Annotated in this window: 19 protein-coding genes; 1 reads left to right on the top strand and 18 read right to left on the bottom strand. The window is 63.9% G+C overall.

The genetic code is table 11. The features are described 5' to 3' along the window. Window positions 1-49 precede the first annotated feature (49 nt). The 11 genes from G453_RS23070 to G453_RS0108390 all read right to left on the bottom strand — a co-directional run bounded on the left by G453_RS23070 (window position 50) and on the right by G453_RS0108390 (window position 13746). Window positions 50-832 carry a tetratricopeptide repeat protein gene (locus G453_RS23070; RefSeq protein WP_051272036.1) on the bottom strand — a complete coding sequence of 261 codons (783 nt, stop codon included), beginning with the start codon at window positions 830-832 and terminating at the stop codon, window positions 50-52. A gap of 190 nt (window positions 833-1022) precedes the next feature. Then, window positions 1023-2126 carry a tetratricopeptide repeat protein gene (locus G453_RS23065; protein WP_084502184.1) on the bottom strand — a complete coding sequence of 368 codons (1104 nt, stop codon included), beginning with the start codon at window positions 2124-2126 and terminating at the stop codon, window positions 1023-1025. A 179-nt stretch (window positions 2127-2305) separates the two neighbouring features. Beyond that, entirely contained in the window at window positions 2306-2572 is a 267-nt protein-coding gene (rpsT, locus tag G453_RS0108430; protein WP_027190708.1) for a 30S ribosomal protein S20, read from the bottom strand. 74 nt (window positions 2573-2646) lie between these two features. Then, window positions 2647-4731 carry a glycine--tRNA ligase subunit beta gene (glyS, locus tag G453_RS0108425; protein ID WP_027190707.1) on the bottom strand — a complete coding sequence of 695 codons (2085 nt, stop codon included), beginning with the start codon at window positions 4729-4731 and terminating at the stop codon, window positions 2647-2649. A 12-nt stretch (window positions 4732-4743) separates the two neighbouring features. Continuing rightward, the gene (gene glyQ, locus G453_RS0108420) at window positions 4744-5613 is read right to left on the bottom strand and encodes a glycine--tRNA ligase subunit alpha (protein WP_027190706.1); all 870 of its coding nucleotides are present in this window, start codon (window positions 5611-5613) and stop codon (window positions 4744-4746) included. Window positions 5614-5640: 27 nt separating this feature from the next. Next, window positions 5641-6390 carry a DNA repair protein RecO gene (gene recO / locus G453_RS0108415; RefSeq protein WP_027190705.1) on the bottom strand — a complete coding sequence of 250 codons (750 nt, stop codon included), beginning with the start codon at window positions 6388-6390 and terminating at the stop codon, window positions 5641-5643. Between the two features lie 229 nt (window positions 6391-6619). Further along, window positions 6620-7603, bottom strand: a complete 984-nt coding sequence (locus G453_RS0108410; RefSeq protein WP_027190704.1) for a helix-turn-helix domain-containing protein — start codon at window positions 7601-7603, stop codon at window positions 6620-6622. 24 nt (window positions 7604-7627) lie between these two features. Next, window positions 7628-8590: a SurA N-terminal domain-containing protein gene (locus G453_RS0108405; protein ID WP_051272034.1), complete on the bottom strand. Its 963-nt coding sequence runs from the start codon at window positions 8588-8590 to the stop codon at window positions 7628-7630. A gap of 114 nt (window positions 8591-8704) precedes the next feature. After that, a complete protein-coding gene (locus G453_RS0108400; protein WP_268870770.1) occupies window positions 8705-9676 on the bottom strand; it encodes a peptidylprolyl isomerase in 972 nt (323 codons plus the stop codon). A gap of 80 nt (window positions 9677-9756) precedes the next feature. Further along, window positions 9757-13200: a transcription-repair coupling factor gene (gene mfd, locus G453_RS0108395; RefSeq protein WP_027190701.1), complete on the bottom strand. Its 3444-nt coding sequence runs from the start codon at window positions 13198-13200 to the stop codon at window positions 9757-9759. Between the two features lie 69 nt (window positions 13201-13269). Further along, window positions 13270-13746 (bottom strand): chemotaxis protein CheW, encoded by a 477-nt coding sequence (locus G453_RS0108390; protein WP_027190700.1) that lies wholly within the window; start codon window positions 13744-13746, stop codon window positions 13270-13272. A 211-nt stretch (window positions 13747-13957) separates the two neighbouring features. Here G453_RS0108390 and G453_RS0108385 point away from each other — a divergent pair, with 211 nt between their 5' ends. Next, window positions 13958-14179: a hypothetical protein gene (locus G453_RS0108385; protein WP_027190699.1), complete on the top strand. Its 222-nt coding sequence runs from the start codon at window positions 13958-13960 to the stop codon at window positions 14177-14179. A 656-nt stretch (window positions 14180-14835) separates the two neighbouring features. Here G453_RS0108385 and G453_RS0108380 read toward each other — a convergent pair. The 7 genes from G453_RS0108380 to G453_RS23060 all read right to left on the bottom strand — a co-directional run bounded on the left by G453_RS0108380 (window position 14836) and on the right by G453_RS23060 (window position 22229). Continuing rightward, window positions 14836-17034 (bottom strand): EAL domain-containing response regulator, encoded by a 2199-nt coding sequence (locus tag G453_RS0108380; RefSeq protein WP_027190698.1) that lies wholly within the window; start codon window positions 17032-17034, stop codon window positions 14836-14838. Window positions 17035-17037: 3 nt separating this feature from the next. Continuing rightward, window positions 17038-17418, bottom strand: a complete 381-nt coding sequence (locus tag G453_RS0108375; RefSeq protein WP_027190697.1) for a response regulator — start codon at window positions 17416-17418, stop codon at window positions 17038-17040. Window positions 17419-17621: 203 nt separating this feature from the next. Further along, entirely contained in the window at window positions 17622-17996 is a 375-nt protein-coding gene (locus G453_RS0108370) for a YbjQ family protein (protein WP_027190696.1), read from the bottom strand. Between the two features lie 259 nt (window positions 17997-18255). Further along, window positions 18256-19263 (bottom strand): hydrogenase expression/formation protein HypE, encoded by a 1008-nt coding sequence (hypE, locus tag G453_RS0108365; RefSeq protein ID WP_027190695.1) that lies wholly within the window; start codon window positions 19261-19263, stop codon window positions 18256-18258. Between the two features lie 14 nt (window positions 19264-19277). Further along, entirely contained in the window at window positions 19278-20381 is a 1104-nt protein-coding gene (hypD, locus tag G453_RS0108360) for a hydrogenase formation protein HypD (protein ID WP_027190694.1), read from the bottom strand. Then, window positions 20368-20595, bottom strand: a complete 228-nt coding sequence (locus G453_RS0108355; protein WP_027190693.1) for a HypC/HybG/HupF family hydrogenase formation chaperone — start codon at window positions 20593-20595, stop codon at window positions 20368-20370. Before G453_RS0108355 ends, hypD begins: the two co-directional genes overlap by 14 nt. A gap of 77 nt (window positions 20596-20672) precedes the next feature. Further along, entirely contained in the window at window positions 20673-22229 is a 1557-nt protein-coding gene (locus G453_RS23060) for a methyl-accepting chemotaxis protein (RefSeq protein WP_169725304.1), read from the bottom strand. Between the last annotated feature and the right edge of the window lie 176 nt (window positions 22230-22405).

The following is a 22405-nucleotide window of genomic DNA, read 5'->3' as shown; positions in this document are numbered from 1 at the left end:
GATACATTCCGGCGCAGACGGGGTCAACAGCAAGGGAGGCGACAGGGAATCAGACGTCGAGCATGCCTGCGGCGCGAAGTGAAAGGCTCAGTTGTTCGCTGCGCGTATCGTCCTTGGGCAGGAGGCGCTTGTCCAGCACGTATTTGGCGAAATACAGCCCTTCCTCGAAGTAGCTGTTGATGTCCAGGGCCTTCAGAAGGTGCCAGACGGTCTTCTCCAGGTCGCCCTTCTCGAAATAGGCGCGGGCGATGTTGAACTGGAGGTTCTCGTCCATGGAGGTCATCTCCTGGGCCTTGAAGTAATACTGGAGGGTCTGGTCGAAGAGGCCACGGCGGCGCAGGCTGATGCCCAACTCGTTGAAGAGGTGCTTGTGTTCGTCGGCGAAGGCTTCGTCCATCTCCAGGATGTTCTTGAAGACGTAGAGCGCCTTGTCCGTGTGCCCAAACGCCAGAAGCGAGATGCCCAGGCCGAAGTTGGCGCGGATGTTGGCCTCGTCGATGCGCCGCACCTTTTCGTATTCGCGCACCGCCCCGGTATGATTACCGCCTTCGCGGTAGCTGTCGCCCTCCATGAGCGGGCGGCTCAGGTATTTGTAGGTGGCCTGCGGCTCGGGCAGGTAGCCGGAGAGCAGCTCGCCCCGCTCCACCTCGATCAACTGCCCCTGGAGGTTGAAATCCACGTCCAGGCTGCGAAGTTCGACCTTGCCGCCCGGCACCTCCTTGGCGAACCAGTAGGTCTTGGACAGGGCCTTGCGACGGGTCATGCCGCTCCCCAGGGTCACTTCGACCTCCAGGGAGAATATTCCGTAGAGCTTGATGAGGGCGTGGTCCATTGGATTGCCGCAGCCGGGTACAGCACTTCCCGTGGATGCGGCCTGGTCAGGGTGTCGGACGCCGTGCAGCCAGGCGGCGCGTCGAGCTGCGAAATGCAGCCGACATGTTTCGCCAGGCAGGCGGACCGTGATGAAAATTCCGGCCCCATTTCCCCACTTGGCTGGCTCAGCCCTGCCGGATCAGGGGGAATCAGTCGATGAGAAGCCTGCTGCCGGCATCCGGTTCAGGGGCCGGCCCGCCCGGCGGATGTCCGTTCGCGCCATCGGCGCCCGCATCGCCAGAGGTTTCGCCCATGAGCTTCTTTATGAGCGCGCTGGCCTCACGGAAGTCTCCACGGATGGCCACTGCCTCACGCAGATGCCCCAGGGCCTTCTGATTGTCCCCGGCGTAGATGTGGGCCTTGGCGATGTTGTAGTGCAGGTTCTCGTCGGTAGGGGTCAGCAGCAGGGCCTGATTGTAGGCGTGCAGCGCCCCCAGGTAGTCCCCGGAACGCCTGAGCTTCACGCCCAGGTTGTTGTAGGGGTTGATGGCTTCCGGGTCGTCGGTGAGGATCTCCCCGAACACTTCCTTGAGCTCCTGGAGCTTGTCCTGCATGGCGAACAGGTCCGCCGCGCGGGTCAGGTGCGCGTGGTAGGCCGCGTCGTCTCCCTTGCCCTTGTGTGCGTAGGCCAGCCCGCGATGCGCTTCGGCGTAGAGCTCGTTCAGGGCCACGGCCTTGTTGAAGGACAGGATGGCCTTGCCGAAGCTCTTGGCTCGCAGGTACTCCATGCCCATGTTGAAATACTTGAGGGCCTCGTTCTCCTCGGACACGACCTCCTCGAACTCGCTGATGGCTGCGTCGAAATCGCCGCGCACCAGCGAGGCCTTGGCGGTGTCCAGCATCTCCTGCTCGATCTCGCCCACGCTGAGCGACTGCCACGCGGTGCGAATGTGCTTCTCCAGCGTCTCCAGCGAATAGGGCCTGATCACGTAGCCCGAGCACCCGGAGGTGACCGCGTTCAGCACGTACTCGCGCTGACACTCGCTGGTCACCATGACCAGGGCCTTCACCGGCAGGTCGCGGTCCCTGGCGATGGCCCGCAGGCACTCCAGGCCGTCCATGTCCACCAGCGAGGAATCGATGAGCGCGATCTGGACGGTCCCGTCCCGCAGATGGTCCTTGGATTGCTCGAAGGACGGATACGCCCGGACGTCCTGAAACTGCATCCGCGTGAGGATGCCTTTGTCCCGCGAAGCATGATGGACGTTGCCGGACAGTACGGTCACCGAGATTGAAGACGGGTCGAAGAGCATTCGCGGCTGCCTTTGCATGAGAGATAGGGACGCTTACCTATCGATGAGGCATGCTTTCAGTCTTGTCAACTGCAAGCGGTCGCGCCCATGGCGACGGACAACGCGGAAAACGTTCAGGAAATACGAAAAGCCCGCACGACCAGTGGTCGGCGGGCTTCAAGGCTTTAGCTCAAGACCGACTAGGCTTCGATCTTGTTGACGGCCAGATTCAAGCGGGAGACCTTGCGGGCAGCGGTCTTCCAGTGGACGATCTTCTTGGAGGCGGCGCTGTCCAGGACGGCGGTGGCCTCCTGCAGGGCGGCCTTGGCGGCGGCGGCGTCCTTCAGGTCAATGGCGGCGCGCACTGCCTTGATGACATTCTTCACCTGGGTTTTAGCGGAACGGTTGCGTGCACGTGCAACAAGACTCTGACGGTGCCTTTTCAGCGCGGACTTATGATTGGCCAAGGGATCTCCCTCCTCAAAGCAAGTTCAAAGACGGACTTGATAGTCCTGAACGGTTAGTCTGTCAAGTGGTTCGTCTAAATTTGCAGCGCGGCGAAGTCCGCCAGCCTGCCGAGACGATCCACCAGGGATTTCAGCAGATTGAGTCTGCCCAGTTTCAACACCGGATCGTCGCACATCACCATGACGTTGTCGAAGAAGGCGTCCACGCTGGGACGCAGCTCGCCCAGGAGCCCAAACAGGGCGTCGAAATTATCGGCGGCCCACAGTTCCTCGAAGCGGGCGGCGTTGGCGGCCAGGGCGTCGGCCAGGGCCAGCTCGGCAGGCTCCACCAGCTTCTCCCGCGCAATGTCTCCTGTAAGCTCCATGGCGGCGGCCTGCTTGCGTATGATGTTGGCCGCACGCTTGAAGGCCAGCACGGCCTGATCGAACCCGGCCCCCTCGCTGAAGCTGGTCAGGGCCGCCACACGGGCGTCGAAAGCCCACACGTCGGAGAACCCGGCACCGATGGCCGCGTCCACAACCTGCGGACGCACGCCCTTGCCCTGATACAGCGCCTTGAGGCGCGAACCGAAGAACTCCAGCAGTCTGGCGCGCGCCTCGGCGGGGTCCAGCTTCCAGGTCACGCCCTCGTACCCGGTGAAGGCCAGGGCGATGAGGTCCTCCAGGTTCAGGCGCAGGCCGTGCTCGACGAGCGTGCGGCAGATGCCCAAGGCCTGGCGGCGCAGCGCGTAGGGGTCGGCCGCGCCGGTGGGGATCATGTCCAGGCCGAAGCATCCGGCCAGGGTGTCCATCTTGTCGGCGATGGCCAGGAGCGCGCCGCCCAGGCTCGGGGCCACGGGGCTGTCCGGGCCAAGGGGCAGGTACTGCTCGGCGATGGCCTGGGCCACCTGCTCGCTCTCGCCCTTCTTGCGGGCGTACACGCCGCCCATGATGCCCTGGAGGTCCGCGAACTCGCCCACCATCTCGGAGACCAGATCAGCCTTGGAAAGCCGCCCGGCCTGGCACAGGTCCAGCATGATCTCGGACTTGGCCTGCTCGGCCATCTTGCAGCACAGGGCCTCGATGCGCCGGGTCTTGGCCCCCATGGAACCCAGGGGAGCCAGGAAGGTGACGGTGTCCAGCTTCTTGAGCCACGTGTCGAAGCTTGATGCGAGGTCGGTCTCCCAGAAGAAGCGGGCGTCCTCCAGCCGGGCCTTCAGCACGCGCTCCCAGCCCTTGCGAACCAGGGCCACCTCGGTGGGCTTGAGCCCCGCCGTGGTCAAAAAGTGCGGCAGCAGGCGTCCCTGGGCGTCTTCCACGCCGAAGCTCTTCTGGTGGCTCTCCATGCTGGTCAGCAGAACCTGCCGGGGCAGCTCCAGATAGCGCTTGTCGAAGTTGCCCAGGATCACCAGGGGATATTCCACCAGACCGCAGACTTCCTCCAGCAAACGCTCGCCGATGATGGGCCTGCCCCCGGCGGAGGCGGCTGCCTCCTGGCACTGGGCCACGATGGCGGCGCGGCGCTTGGCCGGGTCCAGCATCACCTTGCCCTTGTCCTCCAGCGTGGGGAAATAGTCGGCCACTGCGGCCAGTTCCCAGGGGCCGGCGCCCATGACCCGATGCCCGTAGGTGGAGCGGCCAGAGGGCACGGTGGCCACCTCAAAGGGGATCACCTGGTCGTCCAGCAGGGCCACGATCCAGCGGATGGGACGTCCGAAGGTGTAGTCGAGGCTCCCCCAGTGCATCTTCTTGGGAAAGTTGAGCGCCTTGAACACCGACAGGCACACGCCGGGCAGGATATCTTCGGCCTTCACGCCGCCGGTTGTCTTGCGCAGGGCCAGGTACTGGCCCTTGGGGGTGTCCACGGTGAATACGTCAGACATCTGCGCGCTCTGGCCCTTGGCGAAACCAAGCGCGGCGGCGGTGGGGTTGCCGGAGGCGTCATAGGCGGCACGGACCGGAGGACCGGTGACGGTCTCCTCCTCGCGGCGCTGCTGGGCGTCGAGCCCTTCCACCAGGGCGGTCAGGCGGCGCGGCGTGGACCATGTGGAGACGCCCGTGCAGGAGAGCTTGTTCTGCTCCAGAAGCCCGGCAAGCCCCTGGCGAAGCTCCTCGGTGAGGGAGGCCAGAAAGCGCGAGGGCATCTCCTCGAATCCGATTTCCAAGAGAAAGGCTGGCATGGGTATGATCCTTTAGCTTTTGAGGAGGGGGTATTCCATGTCGCGGCGCTGGGCGGCGTACAGCCGGGCCAGGGCCTGGGCCAGGGCGCGCACGCGGGCAATGTAGCCGGTGCGCTCCGTGATGGAGATGGCCCCTCTGGCCTGGAGCATGTTGAAGGTGTGCGAGCAGCGCAGGCAGTAGTCGTAGGCGGGCCAGGGGAGACCGGCCTCGCACAGGCGCTTGCACTCGGCTTCGCAGGCGTTGAAGAAGGAGAGCAGCATGTCCGGGTCGGACAGCTCGAAGTTGTACTTGGAGTGCTCCACTTCGCCCTGGTGATGCACCTGGCCATAAGTGACGTTCTCGTTCCAGGAGAGATCGTACACGGACTCCTTCTCCTGAAGGTACATGGAGATGCGCTCCAGGCCGTAGGTGATCTCCACCGCCACCGGCGAAAGCTCGATGCCGCCGATCTGCTGGAAGTAGGTGAACTGCGTGACTTCCATGCCGTTCAGCCACACTTCCCAGCCAAGGCCCGACGCGCCGAGCGTGGGCGACTCCCAGTCGTCCTCCACAAAGCGGATGTCATGGGCTTCAGGCGGCACGCCAAGGGCGCGCAGGCTCTCCAGATAGAGCGACTGCACGTTGTCGGGCGAAGGCTTCAGGATAACCTGGAACTGATAGTAGTGCTGGAGACGGTTGGGGTTCTCGCCGTAACGTCCGTCGGTGGGGCGGCGGGAAGGCTCAACATAAGCCACGCTCCAGGGTTCCGGGCCGATGACCCGGAAAAAGGTGCTGGGGTTGAACGTCCCCGCGCCGACCTCCAGATCGTAAGGCTGAACGATCAGGCACCCTTGCCTGGCCCAATAGCTCTGCAGGGTGAGGATGACATCTTGAAAGTGCATGCGGACTCCTCTGGACTTTAAAAGGCGTCAGATGCGCCTAAACGAGCCGTGGTCCCAGGTCAAGCCCAGGTGATATTCCACGAAAAGGTCAAGCGCGCGCCCGCACTCCATGCGCGCCTGGTTGGACACGGCAAGCCCGGCCCACTGAAGCGGCGAAAGCTCGCAAACAGCCTGCAAAACATCAAGTGAGGGCGACGAAAGCCGCACGCTGGCCCCATGGCCCCACTGGCGGCAGTCGCCGCAGTGCAATTTGCCCTGCTCCACGAAAAGCTGGGCTCCGCCCTGCAGGGCCACGTCCGCGCCGCAGCGGGCGCAGTGCGAGAGTTCAGGCTTGAACCCCTGGTCGAAGGCCATGCGGGCGCGGAAAAACAGCGGCAGGAGGCGCGAGGGCTGTTCGGCCTGCTCCAGCGCGTCCAGGGTCTCCATCAGCAGGTCGAAAGCGTGTTCGCTGCCCGTTGCTCCCAGGTGCGCTGCCTCAAGAAACTTGATGCAGTTGACGGCCATGCCCAGGCGCTCAACATCCTGGCGGAGGCGCGGATGCGCGGCCATGAGCGAGCCCTCCAGCAGGTAGGTGTAGCCCTTGGCGGCTTCGTGCTTCACCTTGAAGTTGACCACGTTGAAAGGGTCCAGGCAGCCCAGGAAGCGGCGACGGCTGACCGAGCCTCCAAAAGCGAAGGCCGTGAAGATGCCCTTGCGCGGCGAAAACAGGCGCACCCAGGCGTCCACTTCGCGGAAGCGTCCAACTTTTAGCACCAGGGCTTTTTCCGTGGATTCCATGATTTTCCCGGCGCGAGTTCAAACAGGTTCGCCGCCTCCCCGCGACTGGGGAGACGGCGTCTGATAATTCGCAATAAGAACAGATCGTTGCGAGGCGTCTTCAGTTCACTTGCCGGGAGCGCCTACGCGGACTCTCTGCGCTCATCAGTAAAATTCTCGAAGGACTCTGACGGAAGAAGGCCTCCGGCGGCCAAAGGGCTCCGCCCTTTGGAAACCCTGATTGGGGCCGTTATGGGAAAGTAATGCTCTTCCCGTCTGCCCTGCCGCCTTCCAGCGGGTAGTCCTTGCCGTTCAGCTTCACGCTCACCGAGGGAGCCTGCTGGAAGCGGACGACGACCCTGTCGTTGAAGCGAAGCGCGAGGCGCTGGCCCTTGACCAGGGTCAGGGAGCGCTTCTGGCCGTCCTCGGTGGTAGCCTCCACCGTTGCGGGCTGAATGGCGTTGATCTCCACCACCTGCTTGCCGGACGCGGCGAACTGGGCCTCGGCGGCAAGCTTCTCGGGTGTGATGTTCTGCTCGGGCGCAGGAGCGGCCGGAACAGCCGGGGCCTGCTTCACGCCGCCGGGGCCGGGGGTGGTGGCCAGCAGATCGCGCTGCACGGGGCCGGATTGATCGGCCTGGGCCGGGGCCGCCTGTTCGGGCTTGGCCTCGGCCTTGGGACCGGAGGCCGACGCCGCAGGAGCCGCCGGGGCGGACGCGGCAGGCTTCTGGGCGGCCTGGGTCTCGGGGGCGGCCTGCTCCTGCTTGGAGGAGAACAGCCCCAGGACGCTCTCCACGGAGAATCCCTGCCCGAAGCTCGAGAAGAAGAAAAACCACACCAGTCCGCCAAAAACCAGGAGCAGCGGCAGCGCCAGCCACAAGGAAGGCTTGAACCCGGACGTCCCCTGAGAAGCGAAGGAAGGGCGGCGTTCCCTGATGCTGGGTGCGGCTTCACGCGGTTCCTGTCCGGGCGGTTCGCGCAACTGGTCGTCGTCCACGGCGTAGTGGCTGGAAAGGACCGCGCCCATTTCCTCCGGATCAAGACCGAGCAGGCGGGCGTAGTTCTTCACGAAGCCTTTGGCGTATACCGGATGCGGCAACTCCTTGGTCTGGCCTTCCTCGAGCGCGACAAGATACTTCTTGCTGATCTTGATCTCGGTGGCTGCCGTCTCCAGGCTGATGCCTTGGCGTTCCCGCTCCTGGCGTAGGAGCGCGCCCATTTCCTCAAGAGTCATCATACGTCCTTTCAGGGAAGCTCATCAAAGATTGATTTTGATGACCGACTTGGAGCGCAGTTTCTCCATGTAGTCGGCAAACTGCTTTTCAAGCTTTTCCTTGTATATGCGCTCAAATATTTCATCACGAACGCTTTCGTAGGGAGGCGGTCCCACCGGAGCCGGGGCGGCCTTGGCCGTGGTGTCGCTGGCGATGGTCAGCAGCACGGGCTTGCCGTCGAGCAGCACGGGCTCGCTCACGCCGCCTGCATTCACGTTCTGGAGAGCTTGGCGAAGTTCCGGAGCAAGATCCTTGAGTTCGACCTTGCCCAGGTCGCCGCCCTGAGCCGCGCCGGGACCCACGGAGAACTTGCGGGCTGCGTCCGCGAAGGAGATCTGTCCGCTGGCGATGCGCTGCCTCAGGGCCTTGGCCTCGTCCATCTTGCCAAGCATGATGAGCCCGATGCGTTGCCCAGTCTCGACCTTCATGCCGGTCTTGTTGCCCTCGTAGAAGTTCTTGACCTCCTCTTCGGTGACCACGACCTTACGCTGCACCATGTAGCCGAGGAGCTGCTTCTTGAGGATATCCTTCTTGATGGCGCTGGCGAACTCCTTGCGGGTCATGCCCTCAAGGCGGAGCTGCTGGTTGAACTGCTCATCGGAGAGGCCGCCCTTCTCGCGCATTTCGCGGATGCGCGAATCGACCTCGGTGTCAGACACCACGACCTTGAGGCGGGTAGCCTCCTGCTTGAGCAGGATGTCATCGACCATGGTCTTCAGGATGCGGGCCTGAAGGTCCGCTATGGCCGGGTCGGCGGGGTTGAACGCCCTCTTCTCGACCTGCGTGGTATAGATTTTCACCTTTTCGTTCAGTTCGAACAGGGTGATGACCTCTCCGTTGACCTGGGCCACGATCTTGTCGACCACCACCTGTTGGGCGGCGAAAGACGCGGGGGCCAGGGCCAGGCAGACACTCAGCGCAATAAAAAGGCGGAAAACGGCGGACAATGGCATCCTCCACGGAGGCAGGTTGGCGGACAGTAGGGGTCCGGCCTTGCGGCGCTCCCCTTGTATTCGCTTTTTCAAATCGATGCAATGAACCGCGAGAGGAAGATTCCAGACCTAACGCGGCGACAATGCGGGGCTGATTTCCAGCCGGGACGAGGCTGCCGTATGGGACAGCCATGACGAAAACTCCTGGGCCAGACGCGCTTCCAGCAGTCTTTTTTCCACCAGGGCATACACCTGAACCGGTCCTTCCACCCTGGCCTCGGACCTCTCCAGCAGGATGAAGGCCTGATAACCGATTCCGCCGCGAGTAATCGGCCCGACCTGGCCTGGCTTCAGCCCCTTGAGAGCGTCTCGCCAGGAGCGGGGGAGCACGTCCTCGGGGGAAGCCTGGGTTTGCAGGCTCACGTCGTCAAAGACCATCAGGAGATCAGCAGGGTCCTTGGCCTTTTTGGCCTCTTCCAGGGCTGCCTTCAGCGCGTCGGCATTGATGGACTCCACCTTGAGAAACTTGAGCGTAACCGGCTGGGAAAACTCCTGAAGATGCGCCCGGTAGTACTGCTGGGCCTCTTCCGGGCTGATGGTGACGCGGGGCCTGAGGACCCTGGCGGTGAAGGCGTCCAGGACCAGGCGCGCGCGCAGGCGTTCGCGCCAGAGGGCCAGGTCGAGCCCTTCCTCCGCCAGCATGTTCTCGAAGGCGTTGCCCTGATAGCCGGAGCGCAACGACGTTTCCGCGTTCTTTATTTCCGCCTCGGTTATTTCGATCCCGCGCCTGGCGAGCTCCTGGCTAACCAGCTCTTCGACGATGAGCGTGGCCAGGGCCTCGCCGTATTCGGCCTGAAGGCCCGCCAGGGTCTCGCCCGGAATCATGGACGGCGAGGAAAGCCTTAAGGCCTGAACGTATTCCAGAGTCTTTACGGAGATGGGCTTGCCGTTCACCTTGGCCGCGACGCCCTTCTCGACCGGCTCCTGGCTGCATGCTCCCAAGGCCAACGCCAGGGCAATGAGCATCCCCGCCAGAAACACCCTCCCCACACCACGTGCCCCGCTCCGCCGAAAACCTCCCGCACAGGACGCGAAGCCCATAGCCGGGTCCAGGGGGAGGCTTCTCCCCCTGGCCGCCGGAGGCATCTTTCTGTCTTCACTCTTGCTCTTGCCTGTACGCATCATGCAACCAGCTTGGCCAACTCGGCCGTGGCCTGATCCAGTGCCTCGCGCAGCGGCTTGCCCTGATCAAGGCGCACCTCAAGCTTGGCGGGCGGCAGGAGCTTGGCCGTGGCCTGGCGCGGGGTGATCCAGGCGATGAGCGCCTCGGGGCTGACGGCTTTGGCTCCCTCTTCCCAGGTGAGCACGGCCTTGACCTGATGAATGTCGGCGCGCTTGACGCCAAGCTTGGTGAGCACGCGCTTGAAATTGAGCACTGCGGCAAACGTCTCCACCTCTTCAGGCGCATGGCCGAAACGGTCGCGGATGTCGGCCATGGCCTCGGCGAGGTCGGCCTCGGAGTGCGCGGCGGTGAGGCTCTTGTAGAGGCGCAGGCGCTCCTTGGAGTCGGGCACGTAGGTCTCGGGGATGCGGGCCGGCACGCTCAGGTTGAGCTCGGTCTCGACCTCCTCGCGCGGGGGCTCGCCCTTGACCCGGCGGACCTCCTCGTCGAGCATCTCCAGGAACATGTCCAGGCCGATCTTGGCGATGTGGCCGGACTGGGCCTCCCCCAGGATGTTGCCCGCGCCGCGCAGACGCAGGTCCTCCATGGCGATCTGGAAACCCGCGCCCAGATAGTCCATGTCCAGGATGACCTGAAGGCGCTTGCGGGCCAGCTCCGGAATGTGGTCGATGGAGGGCACCACGAAATAGGCGTAGGCTTGGCGCTCCGAGCGCCCCACCCGGCCGCGCAGCTGATAGAGCTGCCCCAGGCCGAACATCTGGGCGTTGTCCACGATGAGGGTGTTGGCGCGCGGGAAATCCAGGCCGGATTCAATGATGGCAGTGCACACCAGCACGTCGATCTCGCCGTGCCAGAACTTGTGCATGGCGTCTTCCAGGTCCTTCTCGGCCATCTGGCCGTGGGCCATGGCCACGCGCGCGCCGGGCGCGAGCTTCTTGACGAAGTCGCCAACGGCGGCGAGGCTCTGCACGCGGTTGTGCACCCAGAACACCTGGCCCTGGCGCTCCATCTCCTTGGCCACGATGTTTGCCAGCATGGTCTCGTTGCGGTCCACCAGGGCGGTCTCGACCGGCTTTCTGTCCACGGGGGCGGTCTCCATGACCGAAAGCCCCCGGATGCCCGACAGCGAGAGCTGGAGCGTGCGCGGGATGGGCGTGGCCGAGAGCGTCAGGGCGTCCACATTCATCTTGAGGGCCTTCAGCTTCTCCTTGTGCTTGACCCCGAAGCGCTGTTCCTCGTCCAGGATGATGAGGCCCAGGCGCGGGAAGCTGACGTCCTTGGAGAGCAGGCGGTGCGTGCCGATGAGGATGTCCACCTCGCCCTTGGCTGCGGCCTCCGTGACCATCTTGGCCCGCTTGGTCGTGACGAAGCGCGAGAGCATGCCGACGTTGACCGGGAACCCTTCCAGGCGCTTCATGAAATTCTGGTAGTGCTGCTCGGCCAGCACCGTGGTGGGGCACAGAAGCGCCACCTGCTTGCCGTCCAGCACCGCCCGGAAGGCGGCGCGCATGGCCACCTCCGTCTTGCCGAAGCCCACGTCGCCGCAGACAAGGCGGTCCATGGGTTCGGGGCGCTCCATGTCTTCCAGCACCTCGGTGATGGCGCGCTCCTGGTCCGGGGTCTCCTCGAACCCGAAGGTGGCCTCGAACTCCCAGTACAACTCGTTCACAGGGCCGTAGGCGTAGCCCTTGGCCACGCGGCGGTAGGCGTACATCTCCACCAGATCCTGGGCGATACGCTCGATGGCCTTGCGGGCCTTCTCCCGGCTGGTCTTCCAGCGCGTGCCGCCCAGGCGGTCCAGCGAGGGGTCCGTTCCCTCGGGGCCTTTGAAGCGCTGCACCAGACTCAGGCGGTCCACCGGCAGATAGAGCTTGTCGCCACCGTCGAAGAGCAGCAGCAGGTAGTCGTTGGCGGTCTGGTCCACGGACAGGCGGCTCAACCCCTCGAAGCGGGCCAGGCCGTAATCGCGGTGCACCAGCAGGTCGCCGGGGTTCACGTCGTCGAAGGCGGTCATGCCCTTGAAGCCCTTCTCGGGCTTGGGCTTGGCGGTCTTGGCGGCTCCCGGCTGCAACACGTCCTCGGGCAGGATCAGCGTGTTGTTCCAGGAGAGCTCCATGCCCCGTCGCAGCGGCGAGACCAGCGCGTACAGGCCGGGCTTGCCGGTGAAGGCCTCCTGGGAAAGCGCGATGCCCTCGTGCTCGCAGAGCTTCAGGAACTTGCGGCGCGACTGCTGCGAATGGAAAGACAGCAGGACCTGCCTGCGCTCGTCCTCCCACTGCTTCATGGCGGCCACCAGAGTACTCCAGGGACGCCGCGCCTCGTCGGGCCGCCAGAACAGGTCCTGGAAATTCTCGATCCTCTTCTCGGGCAGGTCGAAGCCGTGCTTCTCGTGGCCGATCACCAGATCCTCGAACACCAGCTGCGGCTTGTCGCGCCAGGTGCGCCGGGCCATTGCTTCGGGCCAGATCACCTGATGCCTGGGCCACTGGAAGCCGAAGGAGCCCGACAGCTTCTCAAGCTCCGTGACCCAGCCGAACTCCTGCTCCTCCAGGCGCGGGCGCAGGCTGGTGGACTGGGCCAGCACGTACACCGCGTCCTTGGGGAGCCACTGCTCCAGGGCTTGCGGGGCGTCGTAGTAGAGGCCGGGGAAGATGTTGCCGTCGCCACGTATGAGCATGTCTTCCAGATGGGCCTGGGCGGCGCGGCTGAGTTCCCCGGTCTGGGCGATCCTGGCCCAGACGGCCCTGGCCTTGCCGATGAACAGTTCGTTCAAGATTGCAGGCGACACCGGCAGGATGGACGCCTCGCGCACCTCGGAGAGCGAGCGCTGGGAGTTGGCGTCGAAGAGGCGGATGTTCTCCAGGGTGTCGCCGAAGAATTCCAGACGCACGGGGTGGTCGTATCCCGGCGGAAACAGGTCCAGCAGGTCGCCGCGCAGGGCCAGGTCGCCCGGCTGCGAGACCATGCCCACCCGGCGGTAGCCCCAGGCCGTCACCTGCTCCAGGATCATCTCCGGCGAGAGCTCGTCGCCGGTTTTGAGATCAAGGATGTGGTGCTCCAGGGCCTCCCTGGGCGGCCACTTGGGGAGCAGGTTGTCCACGCTCAGGCAGAGAATCTTGGGCTTTATGGTTGTCGCGCAGGCGTGCAGGAAGGCCCAGCGCCTGGCCCAGAGGGCCTGGCTGGGCAAGCCCGGCGTATAGCTCGGCAGCGCGGCCCAGGGCCTCTCGCCGATGGGTTCGTCCTGCGCCGGGTAGAACAGGTGCAGAAGCGAGGTGATCTGCGCAAGATCCGCCGCGCCGGGTGCGATGAGCACCACGGTGCGACCGCGCGACACCGCCTCGCGGCACAGGCTTAAGAGGCTGCCCGGCCCGCTCTTGTAGATGCTGACAGCCTGGGACGCCCCGGAGAGTATTTCGGTGAGTGGACTTGCTGGATTGGCCATGGGCCTAACGGAGAAACGCCGCCGGGCCGTTTGGACCCGGCGGCGCGTTATTCAGAGGTGATGATCGGGCTACACGCCGACCAGATTATCCTTTTCTTCATGGGAAAGCAGACGATCAAGGTCGAGCATGATGAGCAGGCGGTCTTCCAGCTTGCCCACGCCGCTGATATACTCGGACTCCATGCCCGAAACCACCGGCGGCGGCGGCTCGACCGTGCTGGAGGGAATCCGCAGCACCTCGGAGACCGAATCGACCACGAAGCCGACAATCATATTGTTGATCTCAATGACGATTATCCGGGTGTGCTTGTCGTGCCCGCGCGCCGAAAGACCGAAACGGCGTCTCAGATCAATGATGGGGATAACCTTGCCGCGCAGGTTGATGACACCCTCGACGAATTCGGGGGCGCGCGGCACTTTGGTGATCTCCATCATGCGGATGATCTCCTGCACCTTGAGGATGTCGACGCCGAACTCCTCATCGCCGATGCTGAACGTCACCAACTGCATGAGTTCCGCGTCCTGCTTTTTCAGGGCCTCATCCATCCTGTTTCCTCCCGGTTGGGTCAGTTGCCGAACCCCGCCACATGTGTGGCAAAAGGCCCGAACGTTCTTTCAGTAAACGGATTCGCCGCCTGCCGCAACCACAATCTCTTGGCGCCAGCGCCAATAAATCTTGCTCTTTAGCCACTTGCAAAAATCCTACGGTCGTTTAATGATGCAGGCCGGACACGTCCGACGAAGGCGGCTTTCACACATGGGACAGTATTTTCCTGAGAACGACCAATACCCGCTCGAAGAGCAGGTGAAAAATCTCGCGGACGATGAATTGCTGGACTTCTGGGAAGAAACACAGTTCATCGAACGGCCGGATCATCAAGAAATTGCCCCCATTCCGGTAAATCAACTGGAATACGAGCGCATCATCCTCCAGGAACTCATGTTGCGCTCCTGCATGCGCGGCGCTGGCCCGCGCTGAGCCCGACTTCATTCAGCCCCCAGTAAGACCCGGCCCTGTCCGGGTCTTTTTTTTGGGGGGGGAGATCGGCGGGCAAAGAGGGCGGGGGCAGGATGCTGTCCCGTTCGTGTCCTGGCGGGCGGGCTAGAACCGATTTGAAGACGATTCGTCGCCCGCCCGCCAGAACCCGACCGTGACAGCACCCTGCCCCCGCCCAAGGCACGCTCTGGCGCGTAAAATAAACACGCACGACAGAGCTGACCGTGTGCTCTACAGCAATGAGAACACATACTATCGAACTGACCGTTCGCCCCCAACACTGACAGCACGCGCAACCGCGCTCACAACACGTCCTCTCGTACTGACGCACACTTTGCCGTTATGAAAACATACACTTTCGTGATGAAATGCGCGTCAGGATAAAGATGCAGATGGTCGGCCGGGAGCGTTCAATGCAGTGCATCCCGGCTACAAGTTATTCGTCAAGGGTGGGATTTCAAGAATAATCAAGCCCTGAAGCACGGTTTCGCGCGCGTCAGGGCTTTCTTGCGAGCTCTCTGAACAGAAACGGTGCTGCCCGCGAAGCGGATGCAGGGTCCAGGGGGATCATCCCCCTGGCGGGTCCAGGGCAGAGCCCTGGCGGGTCTGGGCGGAGCCCAGCACTATCCGGTCAGAACCTAGTCGTTGTGCTGGGCCAGATACTCTTCGATCTCGGCGGCGGGTTTCGGCTTCGAGAACAGGTAGCCCTGGGCGAGCTGGCAGCCGAGGGTGCGGATGACGGCCAGCTGCGCTTCGGTCTCCACGCCTTCGGCGATGAGACCGAGCCCGAGGTTGCGTCCCAGACCGACAATGGCCCGCACGATTTCGGTATGCCCGCCGGTGGCGTCGATCTCCCGGATGAAGGACCGGTCGATCTTGAGCATGTCGATGGGGAAACGGTGCAGGTAGGAGAGGGACGAATAGCCGGTCCCGAAGTCGTCCACGAAGAGGCGCAGACCGAGCGACTTGAGTTCTTCCAGCCTGCCGATGGCTGCCTCGCCCCGGTCCATGATGACGCTTTCGGTGATTTCCAGTTCCAGGCTGCCGGGAACGATATTGGAGGATTGCAGAAGCGCCTTGAGCTTTTGCCCCAGGTCTGCCTGCGAGAACTGCTTGGCTGAAATGTTCACGCTCATGGTGAGGGGCTTGGGCCTGGGGAAGCGGGCCTGGAACAGCGCGAGCTGCCTGCAGGATTCCTCAAGCACCCACCACCCCAGGGGCACGATGAGCCCGTTCTCTTCCGCCAGGGGGATGAAATCCAGGGGGGGAGTATAGCCCCGTTCGGGATGCTTCCAGCGAATCAGCGCCTCAAGGCACATGACGCTTCCGGTGTCCACGTCCACGATGGGCTGGTAATGGAGCTCGAATTCGCCGCGCGCCATGGCCCGTCGCAGTTCGGTCTCCATGGTGAGCAGCTTGATGGTCTGCTCGTGCAGGGCGTTGTCGAAGACCTCGTAGCGCGCCTTGCCGTTGCTTTTTGCGCGGTACATGGTCAGGTCGGCGTCGCGCAGGACTTCTTCCGCGCTGCCGCAGTAGCCGGTGCAGCAGATGATGCCGATGGAGACGGTGCTGTAGATTTCCCGTCCCTCGATGACGAAGGGAGCGCGCATTTCTTCCAGGATGCGCTCGGCCACCATGGTGGCGGCAGACAGGCTGCGCACCTGTTCGGATATGACGGCGAATTCGTCGCCGCCAAGACGCGCCAGGGTGTCGGCTTCACGGGTGCAGGCACGCAGCCGCTCGGCCAGCTGAATGAGAAACTGGTCGCCCAGGGCGTGGCCGAGGCTGTCGTTGATGACCTTGAAGCGGTCCACGTCCAGGTAGAGCAGTGCGAAGAAGCTGTTTTGGCGCGAGCAACGCGAAATGGCCTGGGAAAGGCGGTCGGTGAACAGGGCGCGGTTGGGCAGCCCGGTCAGCGCGTCGTGCAGCGACTGGTGGAGCAGTTGTTCCTCGAAGCGCTTGTGGTCGCTGATGTCTTCCAGCGTGCCTTCGAAATGGACGGTCTCGCCCGTCTTGCCCGTAACCAAGTGGGCGTTCACGGAGCCCCACATGGGCTGTCCGTCCTGGCGGAATGTCTGGATTTCCAGGGCCTGAACGGAGCCGTGATCCTTCAGGACCCGGAAGAACTTTTCCTTCATGCCCGGCGCGTCGCACAGGCGCGAACAGAAATCGCGGGACTCTCCCATGAGTTCCTGCATGGACGGGTAGCCGAGAATCCGGGCCATGGCGGGGTTGGCGCTCACCAGTTTGCCCATATGATCCACCTGGAAGATGCCCTCGATGGCGTTCTCGAAGATGGAGCGGTACTTGGCCTCGGCAACCTTGCGCTCGTCGATCTCGGTGTGCAGGCGCTGGTTGGTTTCTTCAAGCTGGAGCGTGCGGTCGTGGAGCTCGCTGGTGCGGCGACGCACGAGGTTTTCCAGGTTCTCCCGGTAGGCCTTGTTTTCCTTGATGAGCTTGGTGCGCTCCAGGGCGCGGCGCACGGAGTGCTCGAGTATGCCCAGGTCTTCCACGGGCTTGAGCACGTAGTCCCAGGCGCCCAGGCGCAGGGCTTCGATGGCGTCCTGGATCATGCCCGTGCCGGAGACCACGATGATGGGCACTTCCGGGGCCTCGCGCACCACAGTGGCCAGAACCTCCAGGCCGTCCATTTCCGGCATGCGCAGGTCCACAAGGATGATGTCCGGGTGATGCTCCCGGAACACGTCCAGGCCGATGCGCCCGTTCTGGGCCTGCAGGACTTGGAAGCCGCTGTCTTCGAGATATGCTTGGAAGGATCGCCGGATGACGTCTTCGTCATCAATGGTAAGAATCGTTGCGACTGGCTCGCTGGACATGAATTATCCTTGCAGCACCGCGAGGATTTTGGAGGCCATTTCCCCCATGTCCAGGACGGGCTTGAAAAAGACCTGACTGTCGTCCAGACCGGCAGCTTTGAGGTCTTCCGAGAGGCTGAATTTGGTGGACCCAGTATGAATGAGAAACTTCATGCCGGGATGGCGCTTGGACAATTCGAGGATCAGGGCGGCCCCGTCCATACCCGGCAGACGCAGATCGCCGACAGCCAGATGAGGGGGCTTGACGTCGGCGGATTCCACGGCTTGTTCGGCGGATTCCGCCGTACGGACGATGAAACCTTCGTCTTCGAGATACGCGGCCAGGCTCAGCCGGACCGGTGTCTCGTCGTCAACCACGAGGATTTCCGTATTGATGTTCTGCATGGACTGGCGGCCTTTTGTGTGACGTCACGCGTCCCGAGGACGCGAACACTGCTCATTAATACCCAATTTTTCAAAGCAGGCCAAGGTTTTTCCTGAACCTATTCCACACTGATGGAGCATGAAAAAGGGCCGGACACAAGTCCGGCCCGGGAGAGCAGGGAAGATAACCGCCGAGGCCCCGCAAGAGGCCCGGATGCGGGTGATTAGTGCGTGATGGCGCGTCTTCCGGTCTTGGACGCTCCGGGCTTCTCCAGAATCACGGCGGTGCCGTAGCAGGAGAAAAACTTGGAGCCGTCGGGGTGGAAGGCCACAGTCTCACGGTAACCGACGATGGCGTCCCCGCCGATCTCCATGGAGGAAGCCGCCAGGGACAACAGGGCGATCTCTGCGTCGTAACCGCGGCCGTGGACCAGACCCAGCACCTTCTTGATGCGGCGTCCCTTCATGGCCGGGGTGGTGACCACGGGAAGCTTCCCCGAATAGAACATATCCTTGGCATGTTGCAGACGCTGGCCACGCTTGAGCTCTTCGCTGGGATCCTTGGCCTGGCGCGGCGCGCCGGTGAATAGTGACAGCATGGCTACTCCTTGGAAATCCGGCTGGGCCGGTCTGTTCGGTTTGTTGCTGCGAAACCCTAGCAAGCATCCTGCCACTTACAACATGTGCAACGATATTTATATCTTAGACAATCTTGACGGGTCTGGAGTTACAGGCGGGGGTGTCAAAAAAGCCCTCAGGCCTGAGGTTACAGACTGAAGGCGTCAAAAAAGCCCGGGGCGCGTGCACGCCGCCGGGCTTTCGGGGATTAGTCGAGCCGGAAAGGATCACCGGGAAGAATCAGCAGATGCGCGGCAGCTGCTCGCCCTCCAGCATCCCAAGGAGCCTGCGTCCGCCCAGGCCCGTTCGCATGACGACCTTGCCGGGGTTCTCCGCCCCGACCCGCCCGATGATGCAGGCGTCGCGCCCCAGGGGGTCACGGCGCATGATGGTCAGGGCCTTGGCGGCGTGCTTCTCGGGCAGGATGCAGATGATCTTGCCCTCGTTGGCCAGATACAACGGATCAAGCCCCAGGATGTCGCACCCGGCGCGCACCACGGGCTTCACCGGGATTGCGTCCTCTTCCAGGGTGACGCCCACGCCGGACTGCTGGGCGATCTCGTTCACGGAGGTGGCCAGTCCGCCACGGGTGGGGTCTCGCAGCACATGGACCGCAGGCAGCCCGGTGACCAGCTTGAGGATCAGATGATTGAGCGAGGCGCAGTCGCTTTGCACCGGGGCCTCGAAGGCCAGCCCCTGGCGGCAGGAGAGCACGGTCAGGCCGTGATCGCCCATGCTGCCGGAGATGATGACCACGTCGCCGGGTCTGGCCCGGTGTCCGCTGGGGGACGGCGAGGCGACCACCTCGCCGATGCCGGTGGTGTTGATGAAGATCTTGTCCGCCGCGCCGCGCGGGACCACCTTGGTGTCGCCCGCCACCACCTTGACCCTGGCCTTCCTGGCGGCCTGCCCCATGGAGGCCACGATGCGGTCCAGGTCGTCCAGGTCGAAGCCTTCCTCCAGGATGAAGCCGCAGGTCAGGTACAGGGGCTTCGCGCCGAGCATGGCCACGTCGTTGACCGTGCCGTGCACGGCCAGGGAGCCTATGTCGCCGCCGGGGAAGAAGATGGGGTCCACGGTGAAGCTGTCGGTGCTGACCGCCAGGGGGCCCTTGGGGCGCGGCAGCAGGGCCGCGTCGTCCATGCGCCCCAGGATCGGGTTGCCCAGATGGCGGAAGAACACTTCGTTAACGAGACGGTGCGAGGCGAGGCCTCCGCTGCCCTGGTCCAGAAGGAGCTTGTTGCCCATGGGTTCCCTATGACTTACGCGGGTGAGAGGTCGAGCTGGTACTTGTAGTAGGCGGCGCAGCTGCCTTCGGTGGAGACCATGCACGGCCCCACGGGGCTGGCCGGGGTGCAGGCCTTGGCGAACAGGGGGCACTGGTTGGGCGGCATGATGCCCTTGAGCACCTCCCCGCACCGGCAACCGGGCAGAGGCTTGGACTCCTTGAGCGTGACGCCCAGGGCCTCGAAGGCGTCGAAGGCCTTGTAGGCGTCGGACATCACAAGGCCGCTGCCGGGGATGGTCCCGATGCCGCGCCACAGGGCGTCGCCGGGCTTGTAGACCTCGTAGAGGATGGAGAGCGCCTTGGGGTTGCCCTCGTCGGACACCACGCGCTTGTAGTTGTTGATCACGCGGGGTTTGCCCTGGCGCTTCATCTCGGCCATCAGCAGGATGGCCTGCAATAGGTCCAGGGGCTCGAAACCCGCCACCACCGCAGGTATGCCGTATTTCTCCGCCAGCGGAGCGTACGGCTTGAGGCCGATCATGGCCGAGACGTGCCCCGGCAGCATGAAGCCCTCGATGGCCATGGCCGGGTCGGACAAGAGCGCGTCCAGAGCGGGCGGGACCAGCTTGTGGAAGGGCATCACGAAGAAGTTCGCCAGCCCCTGCTGCTTGGCCAGGCGCACCGTAGCGGCCACGGTGGGGGCGGTGGTCTCGAAGCCGATGCCCAGAAAGACCACCTTGTCGCCGGGATTGTTCGCTGCCACGGCCAGGGCGTCGAAGGGGGAATAGACAACCTCCACGCGCGCGCCCTCGGCCTGGGCCTTCTTGAGGGTGCTGCCGCCGGGACCGGGAACGCGCATGAGGTCGCCGAAGGTGGCGATGATGACGTCCGGTCGGGCGGCCAGCTCCATGTAGGCGGCCACCTCGGATTCGTGGGTGACGCACACCGGGCAGCCGGGTCCGGTCAGGTGCACAACCGAGGACGGCAGCAGCGAATGCACGCCGCTTCGGAACAGGGCCACGGTGTGGGTGCCGCAGACCTCCATGAAACGGAGCGTCTGCCCCTGCATGGCCTCTTCAATCTGGGCCAGGACGGCCTTGCAGCGTTCAGGGTCGCGCAGGGCCTCAAATGAGTTCAAGGTTCCACCCTTCCTGGAAAATCTTGAGGGTTTCCATGGCCTCTTCGCGGTTGAGGATGCGGATGGCGAATCCCGCGTGGATGATGACGAACTCGCCCACCTGGGGTCTGTCCGCGATCAGGTCAAGGCGGATCTGCTTGCGGACGCCGCCGATTTCGACATCGGCCACATCGCCTTCAACGTGTTTCACTTCCATGGGAACTGCAAGACACATGCGGGAATCCTCCCAAGTAGACCGCGACGGTAGAGTTCGGCGCGGAAAGATGTCGGGAATATGGGGGCTTCCCCGGCCTAAGTCAAGGCCGAGGGCTGGTCCTGGGCCATGGCGTCGATAAGCCCGCGCAGGCGTTCTGTAAGCCCCATGAGGTCCTGCACGGCCTGGGCGGACTCCTCCATGCCCTCGGAGGTCTGGGCCGCCACGCGGCTTATGTCGCTGACCGCCTCGGTGACGTCACGCACGGCCGAGGCCTGCTCCTGGGCTCCCAGGGCGATGGCGCGCACCTGCTGCGATGTCTGCGACACCAGCTTGACGATGGCCCCCAGCGCCTCTCCCGAGCCCTGGGCCATGGCAGTGGTCTCGCCGATGGCGGTGACGGCCAGGTCCACCTGCTCCACGTTGCCGCGCGCTCCGTGCTGGATGGCCCCGATGGCGTCCCCCACCTCGCGGGTGGCCACCATGGTCTTCTCTGCCAGTTTCCGCACCTCGTCGGCCACCACGGCGAAGCCGCGACCGGCCTCGCCCGCGCGCGCCGCCTCGATGGCGGCGTTCAAGGCCAGCAGGTTGGTCTGGTCCGCGATGTCGGAGATGACCGTGAGCACCCGCCCGATGTCCTCGGCCTGCCTGCCCAGCGCTCCCATGGCGTCGCGCAGGCCGTTGGCCCTGTCCTGGACCTTCTCCATGGCCTGGGCCAGCCCGGAGACCATCTTCTCGCCCTCCACGGCCTTGCTCCCGGCCTCCTCGGCGCTCAGGGCCACCTCCTCCGCGCTGCGGGCCACGTGAGTCACCGAGGCGTCGATCTCGGAGACCGCCGCCGACGTGCCTTCCAGGCGCTCGCGCTGCTGGGCGGCTCCCTGCCCGGCGCGGTCGAAGCGGTCCATGAGGGTCTCGGTGTTGCGCACCACCTCGCCGGAGATGGCGTCGGCCTCATGGGCGGCCTGAGCCAGCATGCCGTTGCGGCGCTTGATCTCCTCTTCCTTGGCCCGGAGCTCGGTCAGGTCGGTGTACAGGCAGAGCGCGCCCATGAGCTTGCCGGTGATGTCGTTGAACAGGGGGGAGGCCGCGATGAGGATGTTGCGCTTGGCTCCGCGTTTTCCCGTGGTGATGACTTCCTTGATGATGGAGGAATTGGTGGCCATGGCCTCGGAGAGGACCGTCTTGCGGCTGGCGTCGCCGTAGAAGAAGTGGGCCACGTTCTGCCCGTAGTTGTCCTCGGCCTTGCCGTCGTATTGCAGTATGTCCATGAGGGCCTGGTTGGTCAGGGTCAGGCGGCTTTCGGAGTCCACCACCACGAACGGCGTCTTGATGCCCGCCAGCACGCCCCGCGAAAATCCCAGCGCGTCGAGCATGTTTGCGTTCATGGTGCGGACGGCTGCGGCTGTTTCGGCCAGCTCCGCCGTGAAATCCCCTTCCAGGGGGAAGGAATGGTCCCCCTTGGCATGGGCCTGGGCGTAATCGTGTATCGCCTTGAGGGGAGTCAGCACATGGCGGTACATGCCGTGGATGCTGAGCCCGCACAGCAGGGCTATCAGCGCGCCCCCGGCCAGTTGGAGCGTGGCGGCGTCCGCCCCGTCCTGAGCCCGGCTGAGCATCCAGGTGGCCGTGAACACGGAGAATGCGACAAGGGCCATTGCGACGACCGATGAAACAAGCCTGGTTTTTATGGTCATGGGGAATCCAGTCTGAAGCGGAGGGAACTCCGGTAGAGTTGTTTCAGGCGCCTCAAGCCGCATGGACCGGCGTAAGCGCATGAGAGGCAGGAGGAAACACACATCATCCGCACGGACTGGCCGGACAGGTCAATACT

This window comes from Fundidesulfovibrio putealis DSM 16056 (assembly GCF_000429325.1).
GTDB lineage: Bacteria > Desulfobacterota > Desulfovibrionia > Desulfovibrionales > Desulfovibrionaceae > Fundidesulfovibrio > Fundidesulfovibrio putealis.
Note: the sequence above shows the minus strand (reverse complement) of the source record. Positions and strands in the feature narration are given on the sequence as shown.